Source organism: Bernardetia sp. Wsw4-3y2 (assembly GCF_037126295.1).
Taxonomy (GTDB): Bacteria; Bacteroidota; Bacteroidia; order Cytophagales; family Bernardetiaceae; genus Bernardetia.
The window spans coordinates 307,046-332,870 of sequence record NZ_CP147018.1; the positions used below are offsets into that span (position 1 = coordinate 307,046).

Annotated in this window: 14 protein-coding genes; 6 read left to right on the forward strand and 8 right to left on the reverse strand. The window is 32.2% G+C overall.

The window, feature by feature from the left end:
* Positions 1 to 119: 119 nt before the first annotated feature.
* From V9L05_RS22745 to V9L05_RS22755, 3 genes are all read right to left on the reverse strand, one after another.
* Positions 120 to 10,811: a T9SS type A sorting domain-containing protein gene (locus V9L05_RS22745; protein ID WP_338815434.1), complete on the reverse strand. Its 10,692-nt coding sequence runs from the start codon at positions 10,809 to 10,811 to the stop codon at positions 120 to 122.
* Between the two features lie 360 nt (positions 10,812 to 11,171).
* Positions 11,172 to 12,182 (reverse strand): hypothetical protein, encoded by a 1,011-nt coding sequence (locus V9L05_RS22750; RefSeq protein WP_338815435.1) that lies wholly within the window; start codon positions 12,180 to 12,182, stop codon positions 11,172 to 11,174.
* Positions 12,183 to 12,227: 45 nt separating this feature from the next.
* Positions 12,228 to 14,399, reverse strand: a complete 2,172-nt coding sequence (locus V9L05_RS22755; protein WP_338815436.1) for a hypothetical protein — start codon at positions 14,397 to 14,399, stop codon at positions 12,228 to 12,230.
* A gap of 423 nt (positions 14,400 to 14,822) precedes the next feature.
* Between V9L05_RS22755 and V9L05_RS22760 the strand changes: the two genes are divergently transcribed.
* Together V9L05_RS22760 and V9L05_RS22765 are read left to right on the forward strand one after the other, a co-directional pair.
* Complete coding sequence (locus tag V9L05_RS22760; protein ID WP_338815437.1) at positions 14,823 to 15,782, forward strand: AEC family transporter; 960 nt, start codon at positions 14,823 to 14,825, stop codon at positions 15,780 to 15,782.
* A 375-nt stretch (positions 15,783 to 16,157) separates the two neighbouring features.
* Positions 16,158 to 17,558 carry a tetratricopeptide repeat protein gene (locus V9L05_RS22765; RefSeq protein WP_338790969.1) on the forward strand — a complete coding sequence of 467 codons (1,401 nt, stop codon included), beginning with the start codon at positions 16,158 to 16,160 and terminating at the stop codon, positions 17,556 to 17,558.
* Positions 17,559 to 17,658: 100 nt separating this feature from the next.
* Here V9L05_RS22765 and V9L05_RS22770 read toward each other — a convergent pair whose 3' ends face one another.
* Positions 17,659 to 18,747 (reverse strand): IS4 family transposase, encoded by a 1,089-nt coding sequence (locus tag V9L05_RS22770; protein ID WP_338811925.1) that lies wholly within the window; start codon positions 18,745 to 18,747, stop codon positions 17,659 to 17,661.
* A gap of 391 nt (positions 18,748 to 19,138) precedes the next feature.
* Here V9L05_RS22770 and purQ point away from each other — a divergent pair, with 391 nt between their 5' ends.
* From purQ to V9L05_RS22790, 4 genes are all read left to right on the forward strand, one after another.
* On the forward strand, positions 19,139 to 19,834 hold the full coding sequence (gene purQ, locus V9L05_RS22775; RefSeq protein ID WP_338790970.1) for a phosphoribosylformylglycinamidine synthase subunit PurQ: 696 nt from the start codon (positions 19,139 to 19,141) through the stop codon (positions 19,832 to 19,834).
* A 10-nt stretch (positions 19,835 to 19,844) separates the two neighbouring features.
* Positions 19,845 to 20,291 (forward strand): SRPBCC domain-containing protein, encoded by a 447-nt coding sequence (locus V9L05_RS22780; protein WP_338815438.1) that lies wholly within the window; start codon positions 19,845 to 19,847, stop codon positions 20,289 to 20,291.
* A 59-nt stretch (positions 20,292 to 20,350) separates the two neighbouring features.
* Positions 20,351 to 21,541 (forward strand): methylmalonyl-CoA mutase family protein, encoded by a 1,191-nt coding sequence (locus V9L05_RS22785; RefSeq protein WP_338815439.1) that lies wholly within the window; start codon positions 20,351 to 20,353, stop codon positions 21,539 to 21,541.
* A gap of 265 nt (positions 21,542 to 21,806) precedes the next feature.
* Positions 21,807 to 22,619, forward strand: coding sequence for a CRISPR-associated endoribonuclease Cas6 (locus V9L05_RS22790; protein ID WP_338790973.1), 813 nt, complete (start codon positions 21,807 to 21,809; stop codon positions 22,617 to 22,619).
* Positions 22,620 to 22,735: 116 nt separating this feature from the next.
* Here the strand turns inward: V9L05_RS22790 and V9L05_RS22795 are convergent, their stop codons facing one another.
* The 4 genes from V9L05_RS22795 to V9L05_RS22810 form a co-directional block, all read right to left on the reverse strand.
* Positions 22,736 to 23,338 carry an NAD(P)H-dependent oxidoreductase gene (locus V9L05_RS22795; protein WP_338815440.1) on the reverse strand — a complete coding sequence of 201 codons (603 nt, stop codon included), beginning with the start codon at positions 23,336 to 23,338 and terminating at the stop codon, positions 22,736 to 22,738.
* A 27-nt stretch (positions 23,339 to 23,365) separates the two neighbouring features.
* A complete protein-coding gene (locus tag V9L05_RS22800) occupies positions 23,366 to 24,142 on the reverse strand; it encodes a nuclear transport factor 2 family protein (protein ID WP_338815441.1) in 777 nt (258 codons plus the stop codon).
* Positions 24,143 to 24,351: 209 nt separating this feature from the next.
* Positions 24,352 to 25,221, reverse strand: a complete 870-nt coding sequence (locus tag V9L05_RS22805; RefSeq protein ID WP_338815442.1) for a helix-turn-helix domain-containing protein — start codon at positions 25,219 to 25,221, stop codon at positions 24,352 to 24,354.
* 86 nt (positions 25,222 to 25,307) lie between these two features.
* Complete coding sequence (locus V9L05_RS22810) at positions 25,308 to 25,694, reverse strand: ester cyclase (RefSeq protein ID WP_338790977.1); 387 nt, start codon at positions 25,692 to 25,694, stop codon at positions 25,308 to 25,310.
* Between the last annotated feature and the right edge of the window lie 131 nt (positions 25,695 to 25,825).

Genomic DNA, 25,825 nt, shown 5'->3' on the forward strand with positions numbered 1-25,825 from the left:
TTTTTTATAAATCTATCCTTGTTTATAAAAATTTCAGAACTATTTTTATCAATAAAAAACAAAAGCCTTTTATCATTTTTTGATAAAAGGCTTTTGTTATAAATACTATGTTTTGGAGATTACTCTACTACAAATTTCTTTGTAATGGATTCTGTTGCAGTGACAAAACGCAAGAGATATGCTCCTGCTGGTAATACTCGCATAGGAGTAATTACTATGTCTGCTCCTCCTTTTTGTACATCTTGTTGGTGAACAATTCTACCAGTCATATCTACAATTTGAATTTGTGCGTCTGTAGTAAGTTTTCCATCCAGATTTAGATAAAAACGAGCACCACCATTTGGATTTGGATATAGACTAACTTCTCCTTTTATTCCACTTATTACTTTTTCAAATAATACGCTTCTTACAGGAGAATATTCAAAAGACCCATTTTTATCAACTTGTTGTAAGCGATAGTATGAAAGTCCTGTGAATGGTTCTGCATCCCAGAATTGATAATTAAAAGTTCCTTCTAATCCAGTTCCTTTTGCGTCTACACGTCCCAAAGAGCTAAATGAATTACCATCTTGACTACGCTCTACCATAAAGTGAGAATTGTCTTGTTCATTAATAGTCTCCCAAGTTACTTTTACAGATTCTCCTTCTAGTTTGGCATCAAATGCAAGTAAATCTAATGGTAACGGATTAAAATTAGTAATTGAACCCAAAGTAAATGGACTAAAATTGCTAATTTTGGCTTGACTAACAACCACACCTTGTGCCGAAGCATTTGTATGTCCTCCATTAAGTTTGTTTTGCCATATTGGAGTTGGATCATCCCAACGCAATACTAAAAGTCCTTCTGGCTGATAAGCTACACTTCTAGCAGCTTCCCAACTTAAATAAACAAAGGCTTCATCGGCAGCACCTTCATTATTTATCAACCAATATTCTACATTACTAACCACTTGGATTGAAGGTTCTTTCAAATTTACATCATATCCATCAAGGGTAGGTAAGCGAGGTCCTACATAACGAGCTTCAAAGACAGCAGCATTATTATTTCTTTCACTCAATCCAGCAGGAGCATAACTAATACCATTTCCGATTGGGAATATAAAAGCATCTTCTCCAATTTTCTGAACTTTACCCACTACGTGACTTGCATTGCTAGGTCCATCTGCTGATAAAGGAGCAGCAGCCGAAGTAGAGACCCATCCTCCAACAGAATATGTGCTTGATCCATCTATAGAAGCATTTCTTTCAAAAATCATCATTCTTGTACTATTTGTTCCTAATGCCACATCGTCAGGAATAAATAAACCAGTATTGAAGATAGTTTTGCCATCTTCTTTAATAGTAATATCATCCATCATACGGAAACTACCACCAGTTGAACTTGCTTCTAACTCAAAGAATTTTTGAGCATTTGTTGTGATGCGTTGTTCGGTTGTACCATTTAATACCACTCTTCCTTGCTGAGAATTAAAAGAACCTGTTGGCTGACATGTCCAGTTTCCTCTCAAATTAATTTGATGATTAGAAGCTGTTACCTCAAGATTATTTCGGTTTTGTATCAAGAGATTTCCATATATATCTGTTGTTCCTAATAGTTCTTTAGTAACTGTTCCAGATGCTGCTGCATTAGTTAGGGTTACATTTCCATAGTTAGGTTCTGCAGAAATATTATTTCCTGTTACTCCTGAATTATAGATAACTGTACTTTTTGTTGGTTGTAAATGACTTAAATTAGTATTTACTCTAGGATAAAGTGTTGGGAATAGGGTTGCTTGCGTAGCAATTCCTAGCACAAGCTCTGACCCATCCCTTACTAATAAATTATTGGCAATATTTAGAGCATTTCCAATAATTTGAATACCTGTATCTTCAAAACGAACTCTATAATCTACTGTAAGCGTTCTAGTTACTGTAAGCGTTGTATTGGTAGCAATTACTGGAGTAGGTACAATTATTTTAGGAATATTTGCACCTGCTGAACCATATCCAGAAGTTAAGAATAAATTACCATAAATAGGCTCACTAGAAACAAATTGAAAAGGAGCTGTTGTTCTACGAGACTGATAACGCACCGTAGAATTATTATCTAAATTGATTCTAGCTCTTTCATAATTTGTAGGAAAAACGGTTTGGATACTTCCGTTATTTAATCCTATATAAAGGTTTGCACCGTTTTCCATTGTAATAATTCCTGTTGCCACACTTCCAGTAACTTGGTTTCTATTATCTTCAAAACGACTTCCTGTTCTTATCGTAAAATTATTACGAATACGAGTAGCAGCTTGCAGAATCTTACGAGCTGTAAATTCATTTCCTGATTGAATAATCAAGTTATAATATGAATCTGTCCCTGTCGCAATTCCATTTAAGCCTGCACCTCTTACATTTTGATTTTGACCACTTCCTGTATTGTAAATAACAGTTGTTAAGTCATTTAACACAATTGTTCCAAATGTAAGTGGGAATTGAGTTGCAATGTCTGTTCCTCCATTTGTTCCTAAAGTAAGCATACTCTCTCCTAGAGGAGCATCACTATTCATTGTAACAGATTTTGGAGCAAGCCCTCTAATTTGATTTCCTTCATCAATTAAATGGTTTCTTGGATTTATAAGAAGGTTTCCATTTATATCTGCTGTAAGACCTGCATTTGTTCCTGCTGGGTCTGGTCGGAAACGTTTTTCTATTAATTCAGCATCTATAGAGTTTGGAGCTGTTAGAGTAAGGTTTCCATAAATAGGTTCATTAGACATAAACTGAGGAACATCTGCATTATAGATTGTTTCGTGGTCGTTAGCATCTAAAGAAATATTTGCTCTGATGAAAGTGTCTGGGAAGTTAGTACCACTTGTCTGATTTCCAATAATCATTTTAGAGTTTGCTTCTCCTGTAAAAGTACCTGTTGCATTACCTGAAATTTGGAAACCATCATCTATAAAGTGATTAAATGATTCTACAAGTGCATCTGCTGCAATAGTCATTTCTCCAGCACTAGCTCCATTATGTTGTGTGACTGTTTTGAGTATTGGGTTTGCTATATCTGAACCTGTTGATCTCAAAATGATACTTCCATACGTAATTCCTCCTGCTACTTCTTGGTCTGCATTTGCATTGAAAATCACTGTAGAGTTTGTACTCAAACTAACTTTTGCATCACTAAATACACCATTTCCAAAAGTACCATCTCCTGTTGTGAATTTAGGGAAAGTAGTTGCTATATCTGCTGTTACTACTGGGGGAACGGTTACATTAAGAGGAACATTTGTTGCTGTATAAGTACGTTCGCTTGCTGTCTGATTTGTGCCCAAAATTAAGGTTACATTATTTCCTGTACTCAAAATGTTATTAGCTTGGTTATGGCTATTTCCTCTAAGTTGGTAACCCATATCATAAACCGTCTGTTCATTTCCTATAAAGAAAGCTCCTTCAATAGTAGCTTCTCCTGTAAAACGTTTTACATTGTTTCCATTTGAAGTATTATTACTAATTATTCTTAGAGTTCCATACGTAAAATCTGTTCCTCCTGCTATCATTTGCTCATCAGGACAACGATATTCTACAATAGATGCTTGTGTACTTGCATTTACAGGAAATGAATTATCATCTACTAAACCATCTGTAGCTCCCTTAGATAAGATTATATTAGCAGGAAGATAACAAGTAGGAAATACAGTCGCATCATTATTATCTCCTAAACGTAACAATGTGTTATGAGACATATATACATTTCCTGTAGCATTACCTCTAATTTGGAATCCATCATCTTCAAAATACCCTCCTACAATATGGAAGTTATTGAGAATAGATATAGTAGTATTTATCTCTGTTCTTCTATTCCAAGGTTTTTCATTGGTTAAGTTATAAAAAGGACTTGTACTACAAGTGCTACCTACTGAAGTACATTCTGTACAAGCAGCTCCTGTTTCTACATCTGCTATTGTAATATCAGCATCAGTATTTCCATCAAAAGTTACTGTTCCTGTACCTGCTATAAAGCGAGCTTGTGGAAGGCTTACAGCATTATTGGTTATTATCCAATCATGTTCTAATCTAATATTTTTATCAGTTGCAAATACATCTCCATAGCTGATAGTAATATTTGCTCTTCCTCCTCCTTCTACACGCATAGAGTCTGAGAGAGTCCAGTCATCAAAAGGAGCATTAAATATAACAGGACCAAAAAATCTAGATCCGTTTGATAGAAGGGTTTTTGCTTGTCCTACATTTGTTCCTTTAAACTCAAATGTACCTGGGAAGTCATTCCAATCTCTATCTGATGCAAAATCTGCAAAAATGAGGTTTCCAAAAACTTGCACAGTATGTAAATTATCTCCTATTAATCTTCCTCTATTTGCATCAGAAGCAGACCAAGTCATATTTTTACAATAGGAAAAGAAATTGTCAATATTTACAGTTTCTATACCTGCTCCTGCAAAAGAGTTATCATCAAAAATTACGTTGTCATTGGCAGTAGGGATACAATAAGAAGGTGCTCCACCAGAACCAACTAATGACCAGTGATTATCAGCATTTAAGTCATTCCAATTACCACTGTAATTTCCATTATCACTTTCTACCCAATAAAAAGTGCGTGAAGGTTGATTATTAATGAAGGTAATGTTTGAGTTATTACCAATATCAGAAACAATAGCAGGGTCTGCCTCTACTACATTTCCACCCACATTATTTATATCTTGAATAAATGTATATAAAAATCCATTTAATCCTGTATGTGCATTTTGGAAATCTATATTTGCTTGTACTCCTGTTAGGTTTGAGCGAATGTTTATCCAACCTGCACAACCTTCTCTAGCACGTACAAAACCTGTAACTGCTGTAACCCCATTGTTTGGAGCTGTTCCATCACTATTTGGGAAGTTCACAACATCAAAACGAGAAAGATTTAGATTATCAATTGTCAAATCGTTTTCAAAAGTAAGAACATTATTTTCTCCTACCTCCATATCTCTAATAACAGAAACATCTGGATTTTCAAAATCTATACGACTGTCATTTCCTGTAATGAATCTAGTGCCTAATGGAGCAGGTCCAAAGTCTAATCCTCTACGGAATCTTACTTGTGTTGTGGCATTCCCTCCTGCTGCTTCTCCAAATTCTACTTGAGCATGAAACTCTGGACGGGCTTGAAAATCGATATAAGCTTGTTGTGCTGCTGTTGAAGCAATGAATAATGTGCTTATAAAACGAGCTATTGTAGTCTGATTACCATTGAAAACAACCACATTTCGCCCTCCCAAGAAATTAACTGGCGCACGGAATATATTTGTTCTATCATTATTACCTGCTGTAAATCTTGCTATTCCTACTGTTGAGAAAGTAAGTGGAGCTGTAGCCAAAAACTCATTATCTTCGTGCAAACGAACAGCATTACCGTCATTAGTCGTACTTGCTATCGTAACAGCTTGTTGGAACTGATTATCTCCATACCAATCTATTCGTGTATTTTGTCCGAAAGTAACTGTTCCTGTGTAAAAATTAACTAACGGAGCAGCATTAGTTACTCCTCTGAAATCTACTAAAGCATTATCAGGAAAGAGAATATTACCATACGTTTTTGGAGCATCTCCATTCATATTAAAAGTGAGATTATTCTGTAAAGCAGTAACATCTCTAAAAGTAATTCGATTCAAGTTGTTTTCTATATTAGAAGAATTTACATTTATTGTATTTCCTGTAGTAGCATTATCAATGAATAGATTAGGAATTGTTTTGGCTGCTTCTCCCATTTCTAAATCGATATCTCCAACACCAGTAATATGAAGTTCGGAGGTTGCAGTAGAACTCAAAACGAAATTAGCTGTATTTCCTCTAAAATCTACAGCAAGTCCACCGTTTCTAGTTGCATTGGCTACCGAACCATTTAAGTTTAATTCTCTAGTAGGGTCTCCTACGCCATTAGCTATAGCAAATACATCTATAATTCTAGCTGTTAGCTGATGATTTGCTGGGCTTGTAGTGAATGTTCCGTCTACTAAGTTGAAGGTTTGATTAGTTGCAAAATCATCTGCTAGTTGCCAAATGCCTGTACCTAATGTGTTATCATAAAAAATAACATTTCCATTAAATACTTGTCCATCAGAGGTAATTATATTTGTGCCAGTGTTAGTATTTCTAAAGAAGGTTTCACCTGCAAATGTAAAATTGATATCATTTATAAAAGTCACTGAACCTCCAATTTGAATATTAAATATAGGACTTCCTGTAAGAATAGGAACTCCTGTTGCTCCTGTCCAAGTCATATCTCTTGCTTGTGCATTTACATCTATATTTACAATTTGGCTTCCTGCTCCAAATGAATTAGCATCAAAGAATACATCATCATTTAATGTTGGAGGACATTCTCCAGTTTGTCCACCAGAAGTAAGTGACCAGTTGTTGGGATCATTCCAATTTCCAAGAGCAAAAGCTGTTGGGCTTGCTCCTGTTGCTGCTGATGGATTTCCATTGTGTACCCAATATAAGGTTCTTAAAGTAATAGTTGAGAAATCTATTCCTGTATTGTTTCCTCCATCTGTACCACTATCAACCATTACTACTGTACCAATATTATTAATATCTGTAACGGTTGTGTTTTCCCAACTTTGAGCAAGATTAAAATCTACTGTTGCAGCATTTCCTGCTATAGAAGAGCGAATAATAATTGGGGTAAGACAGTCTGCAATAGCTACAAAGTTTCCTGTTACATTACTATCTGCATTTGGGCTAAATTCAAATATAGTTGAATTTGCCAAAGTAACATTAGTAAAGCTATTTGGAGGACCTGAGGTATTTTGAAGTGAAAATAAACTTCCTACTCCTAGTGTAACATCTCCTTGAAAACGTTTTCGTCCCGTACCAGTAAAACGAATACCAGCTCCTGATGTCCCTGCAACAGTAAATGTATTCTCAAATTGGTCATTACCTATAAAATTAGCTTGTGAATTGACTGCGAAACTTACAGCTTCCTCAAAGATGCTACGATCAACATTGGCTGTTCCTCCATCGAAAGTTGCATTTATACCATTATTAAATGCTAGAGCTTCTGAGTATGTTTTTGGGGAAGTTCCTGTTAAATTGAAAAGAACATTATTATCTTGTAAATCAATACTTCTAAATGTAATTCTATCAGTTCCATTTTCTGAGTTTATGGTTACATTATTATTTTGAGTAACAATAATATCAGGCATTTCTTTAGATTCTGAACCTGTATAACCTTCTACGTTTCCTCCACCACTTGTTAGACTAAAAAAGCTATTTGCTCCTGGATTTATAAAGTTGAAGTTAGCATCATTTCTAAAATCAAAGGTAAGTCCTGTTGCTCGTAATGTAATTTCAGAGTCTCCAATATTCAATGAGCCATCTGCTCCATTTGCATCTATAATACGAATCTGTATAGGATTACTGTTTGTTATAATATCTCCATTTTGAAGTGTTAGCCTTCCAAAAGGAACTTCTTGAGTAAGATTGAAAGCAGACGACAAAGACCAACTAGCTGTTGCTGCCACTATCATTTCTTTATTTTGATTGAAAAAAGCTCTTTGAAAACGTTTTCCATCTGTGTTTTCATTAGGAATTCCCCAATCGATAGTATTGTTAGTGGTTGCAGGCACAACTACAGGAGTAGTCAGTGCATTTGTAGCAGCAAAGTAAATATCTCTAATTTCGTTGGGGTTTGTTCCTCCTGTACCTACAGTCATTCCATTTACAAAAATAAGGTTTCCTCCAACTGTAAGGTCAGTGTCTTCTCCAATAGATTGTAAAAAAGGGTCGTTAGTAGTACCTGTCCAGTCCATATTTCTACAAAAAGCATCATTATCCATATCAACAATTTGTCCTGTTGCTGAAAATGAATTAGCATCAAAAAATACATTGTCATAGATAGTAGGAGGGCATTCGCCTGTCACGCCACCACTTGTCAAAGACCAGTTAGCTGCATTATACCAATTAGTTGTGCTTCCTGCACCTGCTACACTATGTACCCAGTATAAATCTCTACTGACAGAATTTCCTGTTACATTGGTATTATTTGCAAGTGTTCCATTCGCAACATTTATTGGCTGTGCTGCGGCATTGATATTTTGAACAGTTGCTCCCACTAAAAATAAAGCATTTGTAAGTTGTAAACTTGCTTGGTTTGGAGGGTTATTCGAAGTAAGTGTAATAGGAGTAGCACAAGAACCCAATACATTTATATTTCCAGAAACAGTATTATTAGTGATAGAACTAAATGCAAATGTAGTTCCGTTGTTCATATTTATATCAGAAAAGGAATTTGAGTTTCCTACTCCTGAGTTATTAAATGTAGCTGTTGAATTATCTCCTAATGTAAAAGCTCCTATAAAAGTAGTATTTTTATTTCCTCCTGCTACAAATGTACTAGCTGTACCAGTAGTCAAGGTTGATCCAAATCTACTATCATTAGCAGTATTGAACCTAACTGTTTTATTATTTCCAAAGGAAAAATCACCATTAATATCATAACCTCCAGCAAAATTATTCGCTCCATTTATACCAAGAGTTACGTTTCCATTTATTATATTTCCTAAATTAGTATTAGCTCCAGTAATTGTTCCACTTACATTATTTCCAAGCGTAATATTATTGTATACTTTAGGAGAAGTTCCATTTATGTTTAATTGTCCTCCATTATTAGCAGTAGTAATATTTCCAAATGTAATTGTATTTACATCAGAACCTGTATTAATTGTTCTGACTCCTGCACCTATATAATTAAGGTTAGAAATTGTCTTTGCTAAAATACCTGTTTCTATTGTAGTGGTATTACTAGATATATTTATTGTACTTGTTCCAGAATTTAGACTGAAATTAGTATCATTTCTATAATCTAAAACTATAGTAGAAGTACTTGTAAGAGTAATTGTTGAAGCTCCTAGATTAAGATTTCTAGTGGGTACAAGAATATTATTTGTAGAAAATGTACCAGCAGTTACGTTTTCATCATTTGTATCTAGTGTTCCAGAGTTTAATAATAATTGATTCCTAACTAAGAAAGCATCTTGTAGTGTCCATTCTCCTGCTGCTCCAGTTTGGAAGCGAGCTCTATTGAGTCCTTTTCCATTCATTATTAGGTTTTGAGAGGTTGCAGAAGAAAATATCATCAAACCTTCAAAAGTAGGAGCATTGCCTGTTTGATTCATTCCTGCTGCAAAAGTCAATGAACCTGTTAGAATAAATTGTCTGGCTGCTGCACCTGTAAGAGTAGGCGTATTAGTTACTCCTGTCCAGTCAAGGTCTTTAGAGGTTGCATCAATATCTATAGTTACTATTTGTCCTGCTGCTGTAAAAGAAGCTGCATCAAAAAACACATCATCTATTGAAGTAGGAATACATTCTCCTCCTGTTCCTCCACTAGCTAAAGACCAATGGCTAGGGTCACTCCAATTACCAGTTCCTCCTACCCAAAATAATGTACGTCCAGTCGTTGTGTTATCTATAAAATTTCCTGTTACCACCACACTAATACTGTTTACTGTTACAAATTCATTAGTAGACTCAATTGCACTTACATTGACGCCACTCCAAGTTTGTGGATTTGCAAAATTAACAGGTGCAGTAAATGCACCAGTTGCTGAAAGAGTTACAGGATTAGAACAATTTCCATTTGGTGCAAATATGCCTGAAACGGTTGCTGTACCTCCAGTTGAAGAGGAAAATCTAAATGTAGAACCTTGCTCAACAGTAACATTACCAAAGGCAGCTAAATTTCCATTCGAAAAGTTAGTAGTTGTGGTAGCATTTGCTGTAAAATCGCCTAAAAAAGTATAAGAACTAGCACCAGCAAATTCAACAGTTCTTGTAGCAGCTATATTTGTTGTTCCATTTACAGTAAGAGGATTGGCAGCAGTAAAAGTAGCACCAGCAACATCATAATTAAAATTTCGAACAGGAGCAGCAATATTTAAAGAAACTGTTCCACCTGCAAGACCAGAAGCACCATCAAAATTTACATCATCAGTTGCTGTTGGAATACACTCTCCTCCAGTTCCTCCACTTGTCAAAGACCATCTTGCTGTATTGTTCCAGTTTCCAGTTCCTCCTACCCAAAATAAATTCCTATTGGTAGTATTATCTGTAATTCCAGTGCTTGTTGTGATTGTTCCACTTTGTAGTGTTACACTTCCTGTTGCATTTATGTTTGTAATATTGGTATTTGACCAAGTAGAAGCTGCTGTAAAAATAACAGGTGCAGCTCCACCAGTAGAATTAATTGTATTTTGAGCAGAACAAATGCTATTTGAGGTAAATGTTCCTGTAATTGTAGTAGTTGCATCAGGAGTAAAACTAAATGTAGAACCATTTCCAATATCTATATTAGCATTAAAATCTACATCTCCTGTAGTTGTAAAACGAGTTTGAGAGGCTGTAATAGCTGTGTAAGCACCTGTAAAAGTATAGGTATTTGTTCCCCCAAAAGTAATGGCTTGAATTGAAGAATTAGTAGAAGTTCCACTGATAACAAGGCTATTTGTTCCATCAAATGAAAATGCATTTCCATCAAATGAAAAATTATTTGCTAGTGCAGCTATATCTAAAGTTACACTGTAGCCTGCTGCGCCTGAATTGACATCAAAGAAAACATTATCTGCTGCTGTTGGAGCATTTGTTTGAAAAGTTGCACCTCCTGACGTAGTCGCCCAGTGTGTTGCAAAATCACTCCAGTTTCCAGAACCTCCCACCCAGTAAAAATCAGCTGCATTTGCTTGAAACGAGAAGAACAGAAAAAAAAACAGAAAAAAAATATTTTTTCCTCCTCTCTTTAAAAATTGTAAAGATTTTGTATTGATATTTTGCATAACTTTTTGATTTTGATACTTGAAATAGCGATAGAATGTATTGTACTGGTTTTTTTAATTAAAATATAAATTCTTACTAAGTCAGTATGAGTATAGTAATACTAAAAACAGTAAGTTTAGTTTAATGATATTATTATAGAGTTTATTAATCTCGCTTCAATCATAAACAAAGATAACTATTTTAAATTACTTTAGGGTGTTCTTTGTTTTAGAAGAAAATTGATTTTATGTAGATTTTAATCTTAAAAATCTAAATAATCATAAAGGAATAATTATATAACTCATAAATAAGGCAATATCATATTTTTCTGCTGTTTTTTTACTTTTTTTAGAACTTTTTCACTTTTAATTGACTATTTTTCACAAGCAAGGACAGCCAAATAAATCTATCTCTTTATTCCATAGATAAATAATAGTATTTTCATCTGTCAATAAAACTAAAGCTCTAGAAGGTGTATCTAACTCATTATTAAGAGGAAAAGTATCAGCAAATACAAAGTAAATATTCGTTGTTCCTTTAAGACGAGCAAACGTTTTTGATAAGTGTGAGCTACTAGGACAGTCAAAGCAGTGGGTAGGCGTAATTTCATTTTTAATTAAACTGTCTACCTTCATATTGTTCTCATAAATCAAATCTATCTGAAACGGACTTCCAAATAAAATGGTATCTGATAAATTTATATTTCTAGTATCAAATGAGTATTCAAAGTATTCAGTACAATCAGCGAGTAAAATACCCAAATCTTTAATTCTTGTTTTCTTTCTTTCCTTATTTGTATAATAATAAATAGCAGGCTTTTCTTTCCCTCTATAAACTGAATCTAATAGTTGAGGATAAAATCTGACTTTGTCGTACTCTTCTGGTTTGATAAGATTATAATCTATATTAATATTTTCTAGTAATTTTGTTTCTGCTGTAACAGCGTCATTTTTATTGCCATAATTTGGAAAAGCAAGTACTCCAATTTGAGATTTATTAGAGCGAAAAATTGGAAATATAGCATTGTCTACTACTAACTTTGAAGAACTTACATTTTTTAACTGCGTAATAAATTTTTGATTATTTTCACTAAGTTGATTGATTTTGAGAATCTCATTGAGATAATTTATACGTATGCTGTCAGTAGGAAAATGTAATTTCCAGTATTTTTCACAGTCTGTAAAATCCTGTTGAATAGTTGTGTCTTTTACTGTATTTTTTTTATTTGAATCTAGTACAGCACTAGATTTTTTAGTTTCATCTCCTATTTTGTGAAATGGTGTAGTGTCTTTTTTATTTTCTGCTACATTTTTACTAGCATTGTTTATAGTATCGCTTTGACAAGAATATAGTAAAAAAGTAAATAAAATGCAAAATTTATAAAAAAACATATCTATACATTTTGGAGGAATGATGGTAATAAGAAATTAGCAAAATTACTTAACAAAAACCTGTGTAGTATCTTTTAAATTTTCAAGAACAATATCACTTCTTCTGATTGTTCCGTCAGCTTCTTTATAGTTTTTACGATAAAATCTATACTTTTCTACACGATGACGAGCATTTTCAGGAGGCATAAAATCAATCGTTTTTTCTTCTATATTTATTTTTCCTTTCCAAGTAGTAAAACGATCTTGAGGAATTGAATAAGTAAAAATGTACTCTCCATTTTCTTGTCTCACTGCCAAAATTTCTATTCTACTATTTTTGAGTTTATTTAATTCAGTATGAAAAACTAGACCAGCATACTTTCCAATAAGTTGTTCTGGATTTTCTATTTTATCACTAATAAATTCTTTTTCTGTTTGTGCAGAATCTGTACTGGAAAACGAAAGAGGAGAATTGGGAATATTAATAGCTAAAATGATAGCAACAGCCAAGACAGCAAATAAAATTCCTGCAATCAGAAAAATACCTACTCCTTTTGGTTTACTAATCTTAATTTTACGATTATCTAAAAGAATTTCTATATCTGATTTTGAATAATGTAGTTTGTCTCCCACCCCTAAAATTTCTTGAAAAGATTGCTGTGAAAGCATTTTTCCTTTTAATCTATCTTGAAGTTCAAAATCCAAAATTTCTTCTCTAGTTTGTAATTTTAGGTTTCTCTGACGGAAAAAAATACTTAATTCTTTCTCTGAAAAACCATTTTGTTCGGCTACTGCCAAAAGTTGAGGATAATATTCATTTGGAAAAAAGCGTCCTACTTTTCTTCTGTCTACATGGGTTTCTAAAAGCTCACGAAGTGGCAAAACACGAATTGCTGCTGCTTGTAAACGCTGTTCGAATTCAGTTTCACTAATATCTAATTCTCTTGCCTTAATGCGCAAACTTTTCATTTGTTCAGTCGAAAGTAGCTCATCTTTAGCAAGTTCTTGTGCTTGTCCTAATAAAATTTCTAAAGAAGGTAACACTTCCAAACCGTTTTGCTTAACTACTTTATCAACTGTTTCTTGATTCCAGTTTTGAGAATTGACATAAGAATTCCATATTTTTTTGGGTAGAAAATATTGGTATACTAAAAATTGAGGAATAGCCTCTTTTATTAATGTTTCTTCTACTAAAATAGGTTCATCTTTCTCTTGTTTGTCTAAATAATTTTTTATACCTCTCAAAACATAACGACTAGCTTCATCATCTGTAAGGGTATGAATGGTAAAATGCCTATGAATAAGTAATGCTTTTAGTTCAGAGTGCAAAAGCAAATCTCCTATCAAATAAATTTCTGAATCAGTCGGAGTATATTCGACTACTTTTTCGGCAAGTTCTCGGTCTTGAATACGTAACAACTGAACTTCTTGAGATGTTATTGTAGCTGTTGCGCTTGTGCCATTAGATAGCCTAACGGTAATAAAACTCTGTTTTTCTTCTCTAATTTTGTCTATCCATTCTTCGGCTCTGTGTGAATGTAAAGCCACTTCTTCATCTAAATCTACTCCTGTTGGAACTTGTCTCATGGCTTTTTGTAAGACAAATTTTACAAGTTCTCTTTCAAAATCCCAATCTGAGACATCTTGTAATCTCTTCGTTGTAAAGCCTGAGTTGGTATCATCTCCTATTTGAGTAAGCATAATGCGCTCTCCAAAACTTTCAATAAAGGTTAAAGAAGATTTTGAGGCTTGTAACTTCAGATTTTTTCCTTCCACTAATGAATCAATATATAACTGATGGGGAAGAATATGAAATCCTTTTTTTAAAAAATAAGAATTAAATTTATCAATTAATTTTTCTGAAAAAGCTGGAGAAAAAACACAAAGAAGAGGAATTACACCTTGAAAATTAGGAGCTAGACGTTCGAATTCTAGCTTGATATTTTCTACAATACTATCAAAAAGTCTTTCATAAGAATGTGAAGCACCCAACCAATCAAATGTCTTATTTTTTTCTATTCCATAAGCAGGATGACGAAGTGCATTTACAGAAGCATCCAAACTCTCATAGTATTTTTTTGATATAGGTTTGATTTGAGTATCTATTTCGAAAAAAAGATCTATACGTTCCTTTCCTTCATAAGGAATAGAAAGTAAGTTTTGAGAATTATAAAAGGCTGCACTACAATATTCTTCAGTAATTAAAAGACAAATTGTAGAAGTAGAATGCGTATCCATGAAAGTTGATAGAGAAGTTGAGCAGAAAATTATAGTATAACATAGAGAACAATCAAGCAAAGCTACAAAAAAAGCAGTTTTGATAAAGAATTATTTAAGAATTAAATAAAAACAAGCTATTACACTGTTTAATAATTTTTACAATGTTTTTGTGTGTTCAACTCCCCAGAGTTGAACGAAACGCTTCCCAAGAAGCGTGATTCAAGCAAATAAATCATGCTTATCAGAAAGCGAAACATTCAGTTATGAGCAACTGAATGCACAACAAAAAATAAGGTTGAGTATATTTTTCCCTTAACATTGATTTACAGTATCATTAAAAAAATATACATTCTTAAAACAATTTCATCATTAATGATGTCATTTAGACATCATCTACTTATAAAAACGATTTACTATTTTAACGCTCTCAAAAAATATATATTGGAAAATTTACTCTTAATTTTTGCTTGTTTAGGTTTAGGTTTTATCTTCAAACAAATTTCTATCTTTCCAAAAGATACACACAAAGGAATAAACACATATATTATTTGGGTTGCTTTGCCTTGTCTTGCACTTGTTTATATTCCAAAATTAGAACTTTCAATGTCCTTGATTTGGCTCGCCTTAATGGCTTGGGTCGTTTTTGGACTAAGTATTTTGTTATTCAAAGTAATGGCGAAAATTTTTAAATGGAGTAGGCAAACAGAAGGGTGTTTGGTTTTGGCTTGTGGACTTTGTAATACTTCTTTTGTAGGTTTTCCTCTATTAGAGTTTTTATACAACTCAAAAGAACCTTTACAATATGCTATCGTTTGTGACCAAGCTGGGTCTTTTTTGGTTGTGGCTACTGTCGGTTTGATTGTCGCTATGAGTTATGGAGGTGACAAACCCACAGGAAAAATTATCTTGAAAAAATTATTTTATTTTCCTCCATTTTTAGCTTTTTTAGTGGCTCTAGTAATTCTTCCTTTCGGTGGAATAGAACAGTTTTTTACTTATTTCTTATCAGAAATAAATGGTTTTGAAGAGCTAGGAATAATTTTGGAAAATGTATTGATAAAATTAGCTGCTCCTTTGGTTATTTTGGCTCTCTTTTCTGTTGGACTTCAAATAGAGTTTTCAAAAGAAAATTTTAGATTTCTTAATCCTTTCTTTTTTGGTCTTTTATATAAACTTTTTTTAGCTCCTTTAGCTATTTATTTTTTATATTTGATTGTCTTTGAAGAAAAAAATATAGCTTTTGATGTGGGAGTTTTGGAAGCTGCAATGGCTCCTATGGTAACAGGTGTTTTGTTGGCACAAGAATATCAGCTCAATCCAAAATTAGGAGGATTCTTGCTTGCTATTGGAATTCCACTTTCTATTGCAACAGTTTATTTGTGGTATCTGTTTTTGGTGTAAATAATTCAATTTTTGTACTATAAGTATTTCAAAATTCCTGATTTGCAAAACTTAGCAAATCTGTGATAAACAATTTGAGTTAATTACTGATTTTGATGAAGTTGTTTCATAGAATCTTTTTTCAAAATACGGTTTACAAAATCTAGTTTTTCTGAAAATTAAACTTTTGTTAAATAATTTCGTTCTTTTTACTAGTTAGAGCTAAAAATAGCTTTTGAAAGCGATTAAATTCTCTTTGATTGCGAATTATACGATTTTAGTTTTTTATAATCCATCTTTTTTGTAAATTGAGTAATTGTAAGTAGTTTTACTAAACTAAACAATTCATATTTTAGCGACACTGATATATCCATTCCATAATTTTTAATTTATTTAATGATAAGCAACTCAAGAAGAGAAGAACCAAGCATTTCGATAACAGAATTTGAACGTTTAATGGAAGAAGGACGAAGTTTTTTCTTTGAAATTGATACGTATGAATTTCTATTAGAACATTATCGGAAGACAGGAAATATTGAAAGGTTATTTTCAGTTTGTGATATTGCACGTTCTCAGCATCCTTTTTCGGTTAATTTTATTGTCGAAGAAGCAAGAGCGCATATTATCAACAATGACTTTGATAAGGCTCAATCTACTATTGAAGAAGCCGAAGCTTTGCAACCCTCGGAAATAGAGGTGCAATTAACAAAAGCTTGGATTCTACAAGAGTGTTTTAAGTTTGATGAAGCTGCTGAAATTTATCAAAACATTCTGCCTTTTACAGATGAAAAGGAAAAAGATGAGGTGTTATATCAAATAGCAAGTTGTTATCAAGCCAAAAATGATCTCAAAACAGCTATTAAATATTATAAAGAAACTCTACGTCAAAATAAAGGACACAAAGAAGCATTGTATGAACTTGCTTTTTGTTACGATGAGTTAGATGATTTGGAGGGAAGTATTGTTTTCTATAAACAATTTATTGATAATGACCCTTACTCTGCCGAAGCGTGGTATAATCTGGCTCTTATTCAAACTCGTTTATCATTATATAGAGATGCTATTGTGTCGTATGATTATGCCTCACTTATCGAAGACGGATTTTCTTCTGCATTTTTTAATAAAGGAAACTGTCACATGAATTTAGGACAGTATCAAGAAGCATTAGATTGTTTTATTCAAACTTCAAAACTAGAACGTCCAACTGCTGAACTGTATACACATATTGGTGCAGCCTATCAAAAATTAAATAAATTTGCTGAGGCTCTTAATTTTTATAGAAAGGCATTGGATTTTGACCAAGAATATGAAATGGCTGCTTTTGGTATAGGTGAATGCATGGAAGAGCAAGAACGTTGGAAAGAAGCTGTACATTTTTATCAAAAATCCCTTCGAAATAATAAAAATTTAGGTAATGCATGGTTTGGAAAAGCTCGTTGTGAATATCAACTTGGAAATATGATTTCGTGTATGGAAGCATACGACCATGCTTCAAGAATATTGAGTGAAAATGTAGATGTTTGGCTCTCTTGGTCACATGTTTATTATAAAGAAGAATGGTTTGATAAAGCCATTGCTATTACCGAAGAAGCACTAGAAATTATTCCAGATTCTGCCGAGCTTTTATATCGATATGTTGCTTATTTGATGGGAGGAGGGAAATATAAAGCTGCTGTTATGGCTCTTGAAAATGCTATTTTGATAGCACCAGAAGATAAAAATTATATTTTAGAATTTTTTACAGACTTGAACACACAAAAAGCCATCTATCAAATAATTGAACAATTAGAAAATTAATTAACAACTGATTTAAGTGTCCATGCTTAAATCAGTTGTTTGAAAAATATAAAAACGAAGGGATTTGATGAATCAAATCCCTTTCTTTTTTCGAAAAAGCTCACTCCATTGACAAAACTTTAATTTTCTGATTGAATTTAGTTTCTTTACTCATTGGATTATTGAGTATTTTTTTGATTTCTAGTAATCCATATCGGAAAAAAGAGTATTCATTATATCCATTTGAACAGACTCTTATTTTCGTTTTTTTATGTTTCCACTCCCCTACTTTGTAACACCAAACAAATGCAATAGAACAAAGAGCAAGTAATTTAGCTATTTTCTCTGGTTCTGTCAATTTTGTATTTTCTAGCTTAAAACCTTGTGTTTTTAGTGCTTTAAACAGCGTTTCTATTTCCCAACGTTGTTTATAAATTTCAAAAGCGTTTTCTAAAAAAACAGGTGAAGCTAGATAAATATATCCTTTTTGTGTTCTACTTACAGATAAATATACTTCTACACCATTGACTATAAAAACACCCTCTAAATGATACGTTTCTGAAATAGCCAGTCCTCTACACCAGGCTGCAATTGACTTTGTTTTACCTTTTCTAGTCGCTTTAAAATTAGACTTTAGTCGCATTACAAAATCAAAGTTTTTTCCTGATAAATAAGTAAACCATTTTTGACCTACAAACTCTCTATCTGCTACAATAGAAGAAATAGATAGGTTAGGAAAAATAGATAAAAAACGTTCTATTAATTCGATGCGTTCTTCAGTAGAAGAGTTTCCTTTTTTTGGAAAAACAGACCAAATAAGAGGCACTGAAACATTTTTATAAGCTGCTGAAAGTAACAAAATATTTATATTTTTTTTACCCACTTTCCAATTGGAACGGTCAAGACATAAAACAATATCCTTCCACTTATCAATACCTTGTAAAGAAACAATTAAAAGAGTAATTGCCTTAAAATCAAGGTTATAGTGATTTAAAAAGCGTTCAATACGACGTAAAGAGGAGCTGCACTCTACATTCCGTTCAAAAGCTGTAGCAATTTGAATCAACCCTCCTAATCCTACTTTTATAACAGCTATTACAAAAAGACCTATAAATTGAACTCGTGCAAAATGAAACTCTGTTAAATGAGAAGATAAAACAGTAACTAATTTTGTAACTTTACCACTAGAAGCATACTTTGCTTTTGCCATAATTGAGAAAAATTTGTGAGAAAAATTTTGTAAGAAACTCAATTATGGCTTTTTTTTATCTCGTTTCAAAATCTTTTGTCAGAGGACTGAGTCGAAAAAGTAAAAACGCATTGGCAATCCTTGATAAAATATGTATTTTTGTAATTATAAAAAATATATTTCAAAATGTAAGTAATTGAGCAAAGTTATTTATATGCAAATGGAATCTGTCTGACACCTCAAAGGTGTCTTGACAGTTTATACTTCCACTTTCTAATTCTTTTCTTAGATGTATTTTATTTTGCTCAGTTACTTATTTTTTTAATTAGCTACACTGACTTTCAGTTCTCTGTGTTCCTCTGCGAACTCTGTGTTTAAAAAACGAAATTATACCATTTTATCCATTTATTCTATGAAATTCGGAGTTATTGTTTTCCCTGGGTCTAATTGCGACCACGACGTATATTCTGTTCTTAAAGATACTTTCAAACAAGAAACTGTCAAACTTTGGCACAAAAGTACAGATTTAGAAGGCTGTGATTTTATTGTCGTTCCAGGTGGTTTTTCGTATGGAGATTATTTGCGTTCGGGTGCGATTGCTCGTTTTTCACCAATTATGAATGAAGTGATAAAACATGCCGAAAAAGGTGGTTATGTTTTAGGTATTTGCAATGGATTTCAGATTCTTACAGAAGCTCATTTATTACCAGGTGCATTACTTCGAAATAATAATCAAAAATTTAACTGTAAGAATATATTTCTTCAAGCTACTTCTCAAAATAGTTTGATTACTCAAAATACAGACCCAGCAAAAGCCTATAAAATTCCGATTGCTCATGCAGAAGGTCGTTACTATGCTTCTGATGCAGATTTGAATAGTTTGATTGTTAATGATCAAATTTTGTTTCGTTATTGTGATAGTGAAGCTAGAGTTACAGATGATAGCTGCCCAAATGGCTCAGCAATGAATATTGCAGGAATTTGTAATAAGGAAAGAAATGTTTTTGGAATGATGCCACATCCAGAGCGTGCTGCCGATGAAATTTTGGGAAATACGGATGGAAGAGTAATTTTTGAATCTATCTTGCAGCTTGTTGGTCAAGTTTAATACTTTTAAAATGTCTGAAAAATTACCTCAAGTCTATACAGAAATTATAATAAATGCTTCTAAAGAAAAAGTTTGGAATGTACTTTTAGACTTTCCAAATTATCCAACTTGGAATAATTTTATCAAAAAAATAGAAGGCAATTCAAATTTAGGAGGAAAAATAGAAGCTAAAATGTTTCCTCCTGCTGGTTTGCCTATTACTTTTGATGGTACAATTTGTCGAAACACTCCAAACAAAACATTAGCTTGGAATGGATATATGATTGCTCGTTGGCTTTTCGAACCAACACATATATTTGAAATAGAAGAAAAAACTGAAAATCAAATCCTTTTCATTCATAGAGAAGAATATGAAGGTTTTATAATTCCATTTATAAAATTTATGTTGCCTACTTTGGTGGGAAAAGGATTTGAGGTAATGAATAAAGATTTGAAAAAGTTTGTAGAGGCAAATTAAGAGAAATTGAGTATTTTGTATTCATAAATCACTAATCATTGAAAAACTAATCATTAAGTATGTTTGTAGATAATTTTGAAAATCAAAGTAAAGAAAAATCAGAATCAATAAAAAAGCAATGGGTTGAGACAGCTACTAAATTTTTAAAGGGAAAACCCTATCAAGATTTGGAGTGGGAGTTTTCAGAAGACATTTCTATTGAGCCATATTATACAAAAGATGAAGAGAATCATTCTGATTTATCCTATTTACAGATTCTTCAAAATAATCAACTAGCTTTAAATGAACCTGTTTCTCAGCCTCGTTTTTGGTATAATCAGCCTTTTATAAAGCTATATCGTTTAGAAAAAGAAGAGCTAGAGAAAATAAATAAAGAGGTTCGCCAAGTTTTGATGAGTGGCGCAGAAGGAGTTTGTTTTGACTTGAAAAGTATAGAGCTAACTAATATTGATAAGAAAAAATTAGAATATTTACTTTTTGAAGTAGCTTTGCCCTATTGTGCTGTGAGTTTTCAGGTAGATATAGAAAATGAAAATGAATTACAAAGTTTTTTAGAAAAATATATTGATTATGTAAAGGAAAGAGGTTTTGAAATACATCTTTTGACTGGAGGAGTTTTATATCAAAACTCATCCAAGAAAAATAATCAATTCTCTACTACTTTTTTAGAATCAGTTTCTCAAACAAATACTGCTTTTCGTTCTATTACATTGCAATTGAATAATTCGAAAGATGAAGCCCAAAATATTGCTGATATTCTTTTTGAAGTTAAGAAATTAGTAGAAAATTCAAACAAAAATATTTTACAAAATATTCAATTTGTAGTAGAAGCAACTGATAGTTTTTTCATTACAATTGCCAAAATACGTGCTTTGAATTGGCTTTTGATTCAAATGTATGACTTGTATCAAGTGGATACTAAACCATATATTCATTCAATTACTTCACAAGGTACTGACGAAAAGAGTTTAGAAGACGAAAATTGGAATTTAATTAGAAATACTACACAAGCATTTTCTTGTATTTTGGGAGGAACAAATGCTTTGAGTGTAGTCTCACATCAAAATCAAGAGAATACAAAATCTAAAGCATGGGCAAATCGTATTGCTCGTAATGTTTCTGTCATGTTACGTGAAGAATCTTTTGTAGACGCAACTGCAGATCCAATCTCAGGTTCATATTATTGTGAACAAATGACAGATAAATTAATTGCATCTGCGTGGAAAAAATTTCAAGAAATGATAAATTAAATAAATGAAGTTAATTATTTTGTGTTATTTTTGTAAACACAAGATTTACATCAATGCTTTGTTTAATTATTTTTTTGTAAATATCTGTTTAATTGCATTTTTGTTAAACAGTTTTTGTTTTAATAACTATAATTGTAGTATAATATTAAATTAGTAATTAAAATATACATTTTTATAAAACAAAAAGGGTCATATAGTGTTTCGTAATAGACTTACTTTATAGTTACTTATTTTTTATTTCAACCATTTTTTAAACTGTTGAATTTTGAGAGTTCGAATAATATTTGATTTACGGAATAGAGGCGCAGTTTTGCCCTTCTATCACCAGCACCTTTTTTCAGGATTTATTAAAGATTTACTTACAGATACTTCTTTTGGAGTAGATGATAATTTGTTTTATAATTTTTCTGGATTAAAAGGTCAAACACGAGTGAGCCGAAAAGGCTTACATTACTGTTCCCGAAAAGTTACATTGGTTTTGTCTGCGCTTCGTACTGAAGTGATTGATGAGCTTTTGGATAGTCTTTTTAGTAGAGAACACATACAGATTGGAGAGCTAGAATTAGCTCCTGAAGCAGTAGAACAAGAACTCATGCCAGAGCAACGAGAGATGACAAAATACATTTGTATTTCTCCGTTGGTGGTTTCTAGTCCTCGTTTTCATAGAGATACAAAAGAATTTATCGTACCAAGTATGGACAAATTTTCTGATCTTCTTTATGATTCTACACTTACTCGTATGGAAGAGTCTGGACATTATACCGATGCCGAAATGGCAGAATTTTATAAGTTTCAGCTTGTTCCTGACCGTCGTTATTTAGAAAAAATACAGCAAGAAGAAAAGAAGTTTGCTCGTATTTATCCACTTGAAGGACAAGGAAGTGAAGTAGAGGTAAGAGGATATACGTTCCCTTTTGTGCTTTATGCACACCCACAAGTACAAAATTTTATTTGTAATTGTGGCTTAGGAGAGTATACTGATTATGGCTTTGGAATGTTAGATTTTGCACATAGCGACCCTACTCAACGTACACAACCTTATGGAAAATATGGTGTAGCAGAAGAGAGTAAGAAGTAAAACTGCTTTTCTAATTTATAAACATCTTTTTCTATGAAAGAAAATTACATAAAAAACCACCTTTAAAATCTTTTGATTTTTGAAGGTGGGTTTATTTGCTAGTTGAAAAATTTATTTTATATACTTCTTATTATTTTATCAAACTCTACTCTTTCTTTAGGTTTTTTAATAGGCTGAAAAAAATCTTCAGGATTGCGATAACCAACAGCCACACCAAACAAGGCAGTATAATTTCCATTTGGATTAATAAGAGCATCATATTTATCAGGTTCAATTCCTTCCATTGGAGTTGCATCAATTTCCATTGTTGCACATGCTCCCAAAAATATTCCTAATGATAAATAAACTTGTTTTTGAAACCAGTTTTTTACAAAAACATCTCCTAGAGGTTTTACAACGGTATTAAAATAATTGACAGCCCCTTCTACTAAATGTTCAGTAATCTGTTTCTCAAACAAATCAATATTATCTATCGAACTAAAGACTACTAGAGTATCACAATCTTTGATTCTATCTGCATTGAAAAAAGAGGATTCTGCTAATTTGGCTTTCATTTCTGTATCGTGAACAAAAGTAAATTGCCAAGGCTGACCATTAATTGAGGAAGGACTTAAATGTAGAATTTGTTTCAATTCTTCCATTTTTTTACTGTCAATTTTTTTGTTGTGGTCATACAATTTTGTTGCATAACGGTTTTGAGCTGCTTCTAAAAATTTCATTTGTTAGCTTTGATTTAGTTGTGAATATTAAAATTTACCATTTGTGTTTTTATGTTCTTCTGCTGGAGCAATCGGTTCGATTACATCCCAATGTTCAGCAATTTTACCATTTTCTACTCTGAATAAATCATAGAACGAAGTAGATTTATCAGCAAATGAACCTTCACTTACTACCAAAATAAAATTTCCTTCACCCAAAACTCGGTGTACTTTGTTATATTTCATTGTAATTCCTTGAGAAGCCATATATTCTAATGCTTTTCCAAGACCAGAAAGACCGTCTGCAATTTGTGGATTGTGTTGGATATAATTATCTCCATCAAAATATCCTGTTAGTTTTTCCATTTTTCCATTAACCAAAATATCTTCTACAAAATTTTTGACTACCCTTTTATTTTCATTGGTCTTGTCTAAATCATTGATTTCTGTTGTACCATCAATCATAGAATGCCCACTTGGGTTATTGGATTCAGGTTTTACTTGTAAATTATCCCAATGTTCTACAATTTTATCATCTTCAAATCTGAATATATCAAAACCTACTTTTGGACCAAAAAAATTATAATCTGTGTGAGTAAATACAAAATCTCCATCTTGAAAAGCACGAATTGTATTTAATTTTGCTGAATTAGCTGGAAGTTGAGCCAATAAAGCTCCAAAACCTGCTAGTCCGTCAGCAATACTCAAATTGTGTTGAATATATTTATTTGGATTGATGTAACTAACAGGTTCTTGTGCTCCTGTTTCGATACTTTTTAATAAAGCAACAGCTTTTTTCTTATTTGAAATTTCTGTAGTGTTCATATTTTCTGCTTTTTTAGTTTGTGAAGTAATACTATTTTGTGAGTTACAAGATAATAATCCAAGGGTTAAAATTAAAGATGTGATTGATAATAACTTTTTCATTGTATTGAGATTTGAGTTTTAAATTGACAATACAAAGTTGAGGCTATTCAACAAAAAAATAATGATACAGAAAGTCCTTTAGATGATACTTTTGTTCCAACTAGAAATTAAGGATTGAAAAACTCTCTAAATTCGATGGGAGTAGTATCAGCATGTTTACGAAAATACTTGATAAAATTAGTAGATTCTTCAAAGCCTAATGTAAATCCTATCTCTTTTACACTTTCGTTGGTATGTGCTAAAAGTCGTTTGGCTTCTAGCATAATTTTTTCATCAATAATTTGCTTAGGTGTTTTACCTAATGTTTTTGAGGTAGCTTGATTGAGTCTTTTTTGTGTAATATTTATCTGAGTAGCATAATAATTTACCAATTTTTCTTCTTGAAACTTTTCTTCTAATAGATTTTTGAAAAGCATTGTATAATCTAAATCTAATCCTGTTTTGACTTTGGTAAATCCTTGTTTTTGCCTTTCTCGTTCAGAAATTAGTAATAAATTACGTAAATAATTCCGAAGAATATCAGCTTGATACTCATCATTTGGGTTGTTTGATTCTGCTTGCATCTGTTCAAAAAAAGTAGCGAATATAGATTCCATATGGGGAATATGAATGGTAGGAATAGAAAATAAATCATTAAATAAGATAGTACTTCTTAAAAATGTTGTATCTATTTCTGTTTTGCAGAAAAAAACATCTGTAAACAAAATTCCTTTTCCATCAGAATCATCTTTATTATCAAAACGTTGTACCATATTTTTATTCAAAAAAACAATAGTATGAGGTTCTATTTTTATAGGATTAAAGTCAACTAAATGTGTTGGTGTTCCTTTTTGAAACCACAATTTTTGATAAAACTCTGTTCTATGAGTAGATGTCAGTTTTTCACCATCAGATTTAAAAAGTTGATTCATTTCTACTACTTCAAGTTCTTGTGGTAGTCCCTCTTTAAAATTATATTTCTGAATATCTTTTTTCACTATATTGTATTTTTGGATATGATTAATTTTTAAATGTTCAAGTATAAACAATACTTTCACAATTATCTATACTTGAATATTTTTTATTAATACATCGTATTCGGATTAGCTGACTTTTCAGGAATTTTTTGGATAGCATCCCAATGTTCGCATATTTTGCCATTTTTATCAAATCTAAAAAAGTCCATTGTTATATACTCATTTTGAACGTCTTTTTCTAGCCAAGTCTGATGAGTATGTAAAGCAACTAAATCTCCCTCAGCAATACATCTAACAAATTCAATGGATTTATCAGGATATTCAATTTGCATCCTTTCAAAATAATCAATAAACCCTTGTGTTCCATCAGCAACATCCGGATTGTGTTGAATATATTCTTTTCCAATATATGTTTCTATTGCTTTTTTAGGGTTTCCTTCATAAGCAGTTTTATAGAATGCGATTGCATTTTCTTTATTTTTTTGCAGGTTCATGGGCATAATTTTTAAATTATTTATAAATCAAGATGACTACAATATCTTAAAAATAAGCTAAAACAGGAAAAAGGCGTAAAAAAACACCTTCAATATCTGTGTTGAAAATTGAAGGTATTTTGTATTTATCA

Bases quoted from the DNA above. Each gene is read 5' to 3' on its own strand.
- V9L05_RS22765 (WP_338790969.1), top strand. From the start codon at position 16,158: ATGATAAGCAACTCAAGAAGAGAAGAACCAAGCATTTCGATAACAGAA.
- V9L05_RS22780 (WP_338815438.1), top strand. From the start codon at position 19,845: ATGTCTGAAAAATTACCTCAAGTCTATACAGAAATTATAATAAATGCT.
- V9L05_RS22795 (WP_338815440.1), bottom strand. From the start codon at position 23,338: ATGAAATTTTTAGAAGCAGCTCAAAACCGTTATGCAACAAAATTGTAT.
- V9L05_RS22810 (WP_338790977.1), bottom strand. From the start codon at position 25,694: ATGAACCTGCAAAAAAATAAAGAAAATGCAATCGCATTCTATAAAACT.
- purQ (WP_338790970.1), top strand. From the start codon at position 19,139: ATGAAATTCGGAGTTATTGTTTTCCCTGGGTCTAATTGCGACCACGAC.
- V9L05_RS22770 (WP_338811925.1), bottom strand. From the start codon at position 18,747: ATGGCAAAAGCAAAGTATGCTTCTAGTGGTAAAGTTACAAAATTAGTT.
- V9L05_RS22785 (WP_338815439.1), top strand. From the start codon at position 20,351: ATGTTTGTAGATAATTTTGAAAATCAAAGTAAAGAAAAATCAGAATCA.
- V9L05_RS22745 (WP_338815434.1), bottom strand. From the start codon at position 10,811: ATGCAAAATATCAATACAAAATCTTTACAATTTTTAAAGAGAGGAGGA.
- V9L05_RS22755 (WP_338815436.1), bottom strand. From the start codon at position 14,399: ATGGATACGCATTCTACTTCTACAATTTGTCTTTTAATTACTGAAGAA.
- V9L05_RS22800 (WP_338815441.1), bottom strand. From the start codon at position 24,142: ATGAACACTACAGAAATTTCAAATAAGAAAAAAGCTGTTGCTTTATTA.
- V9L05_RS22750 (WP_338815435.1), bottom strand. From the start codon at position 12,182: ATGTTTTTTTATAAATTTTGCATTTTATTTACTTTTTTACTATATTCT.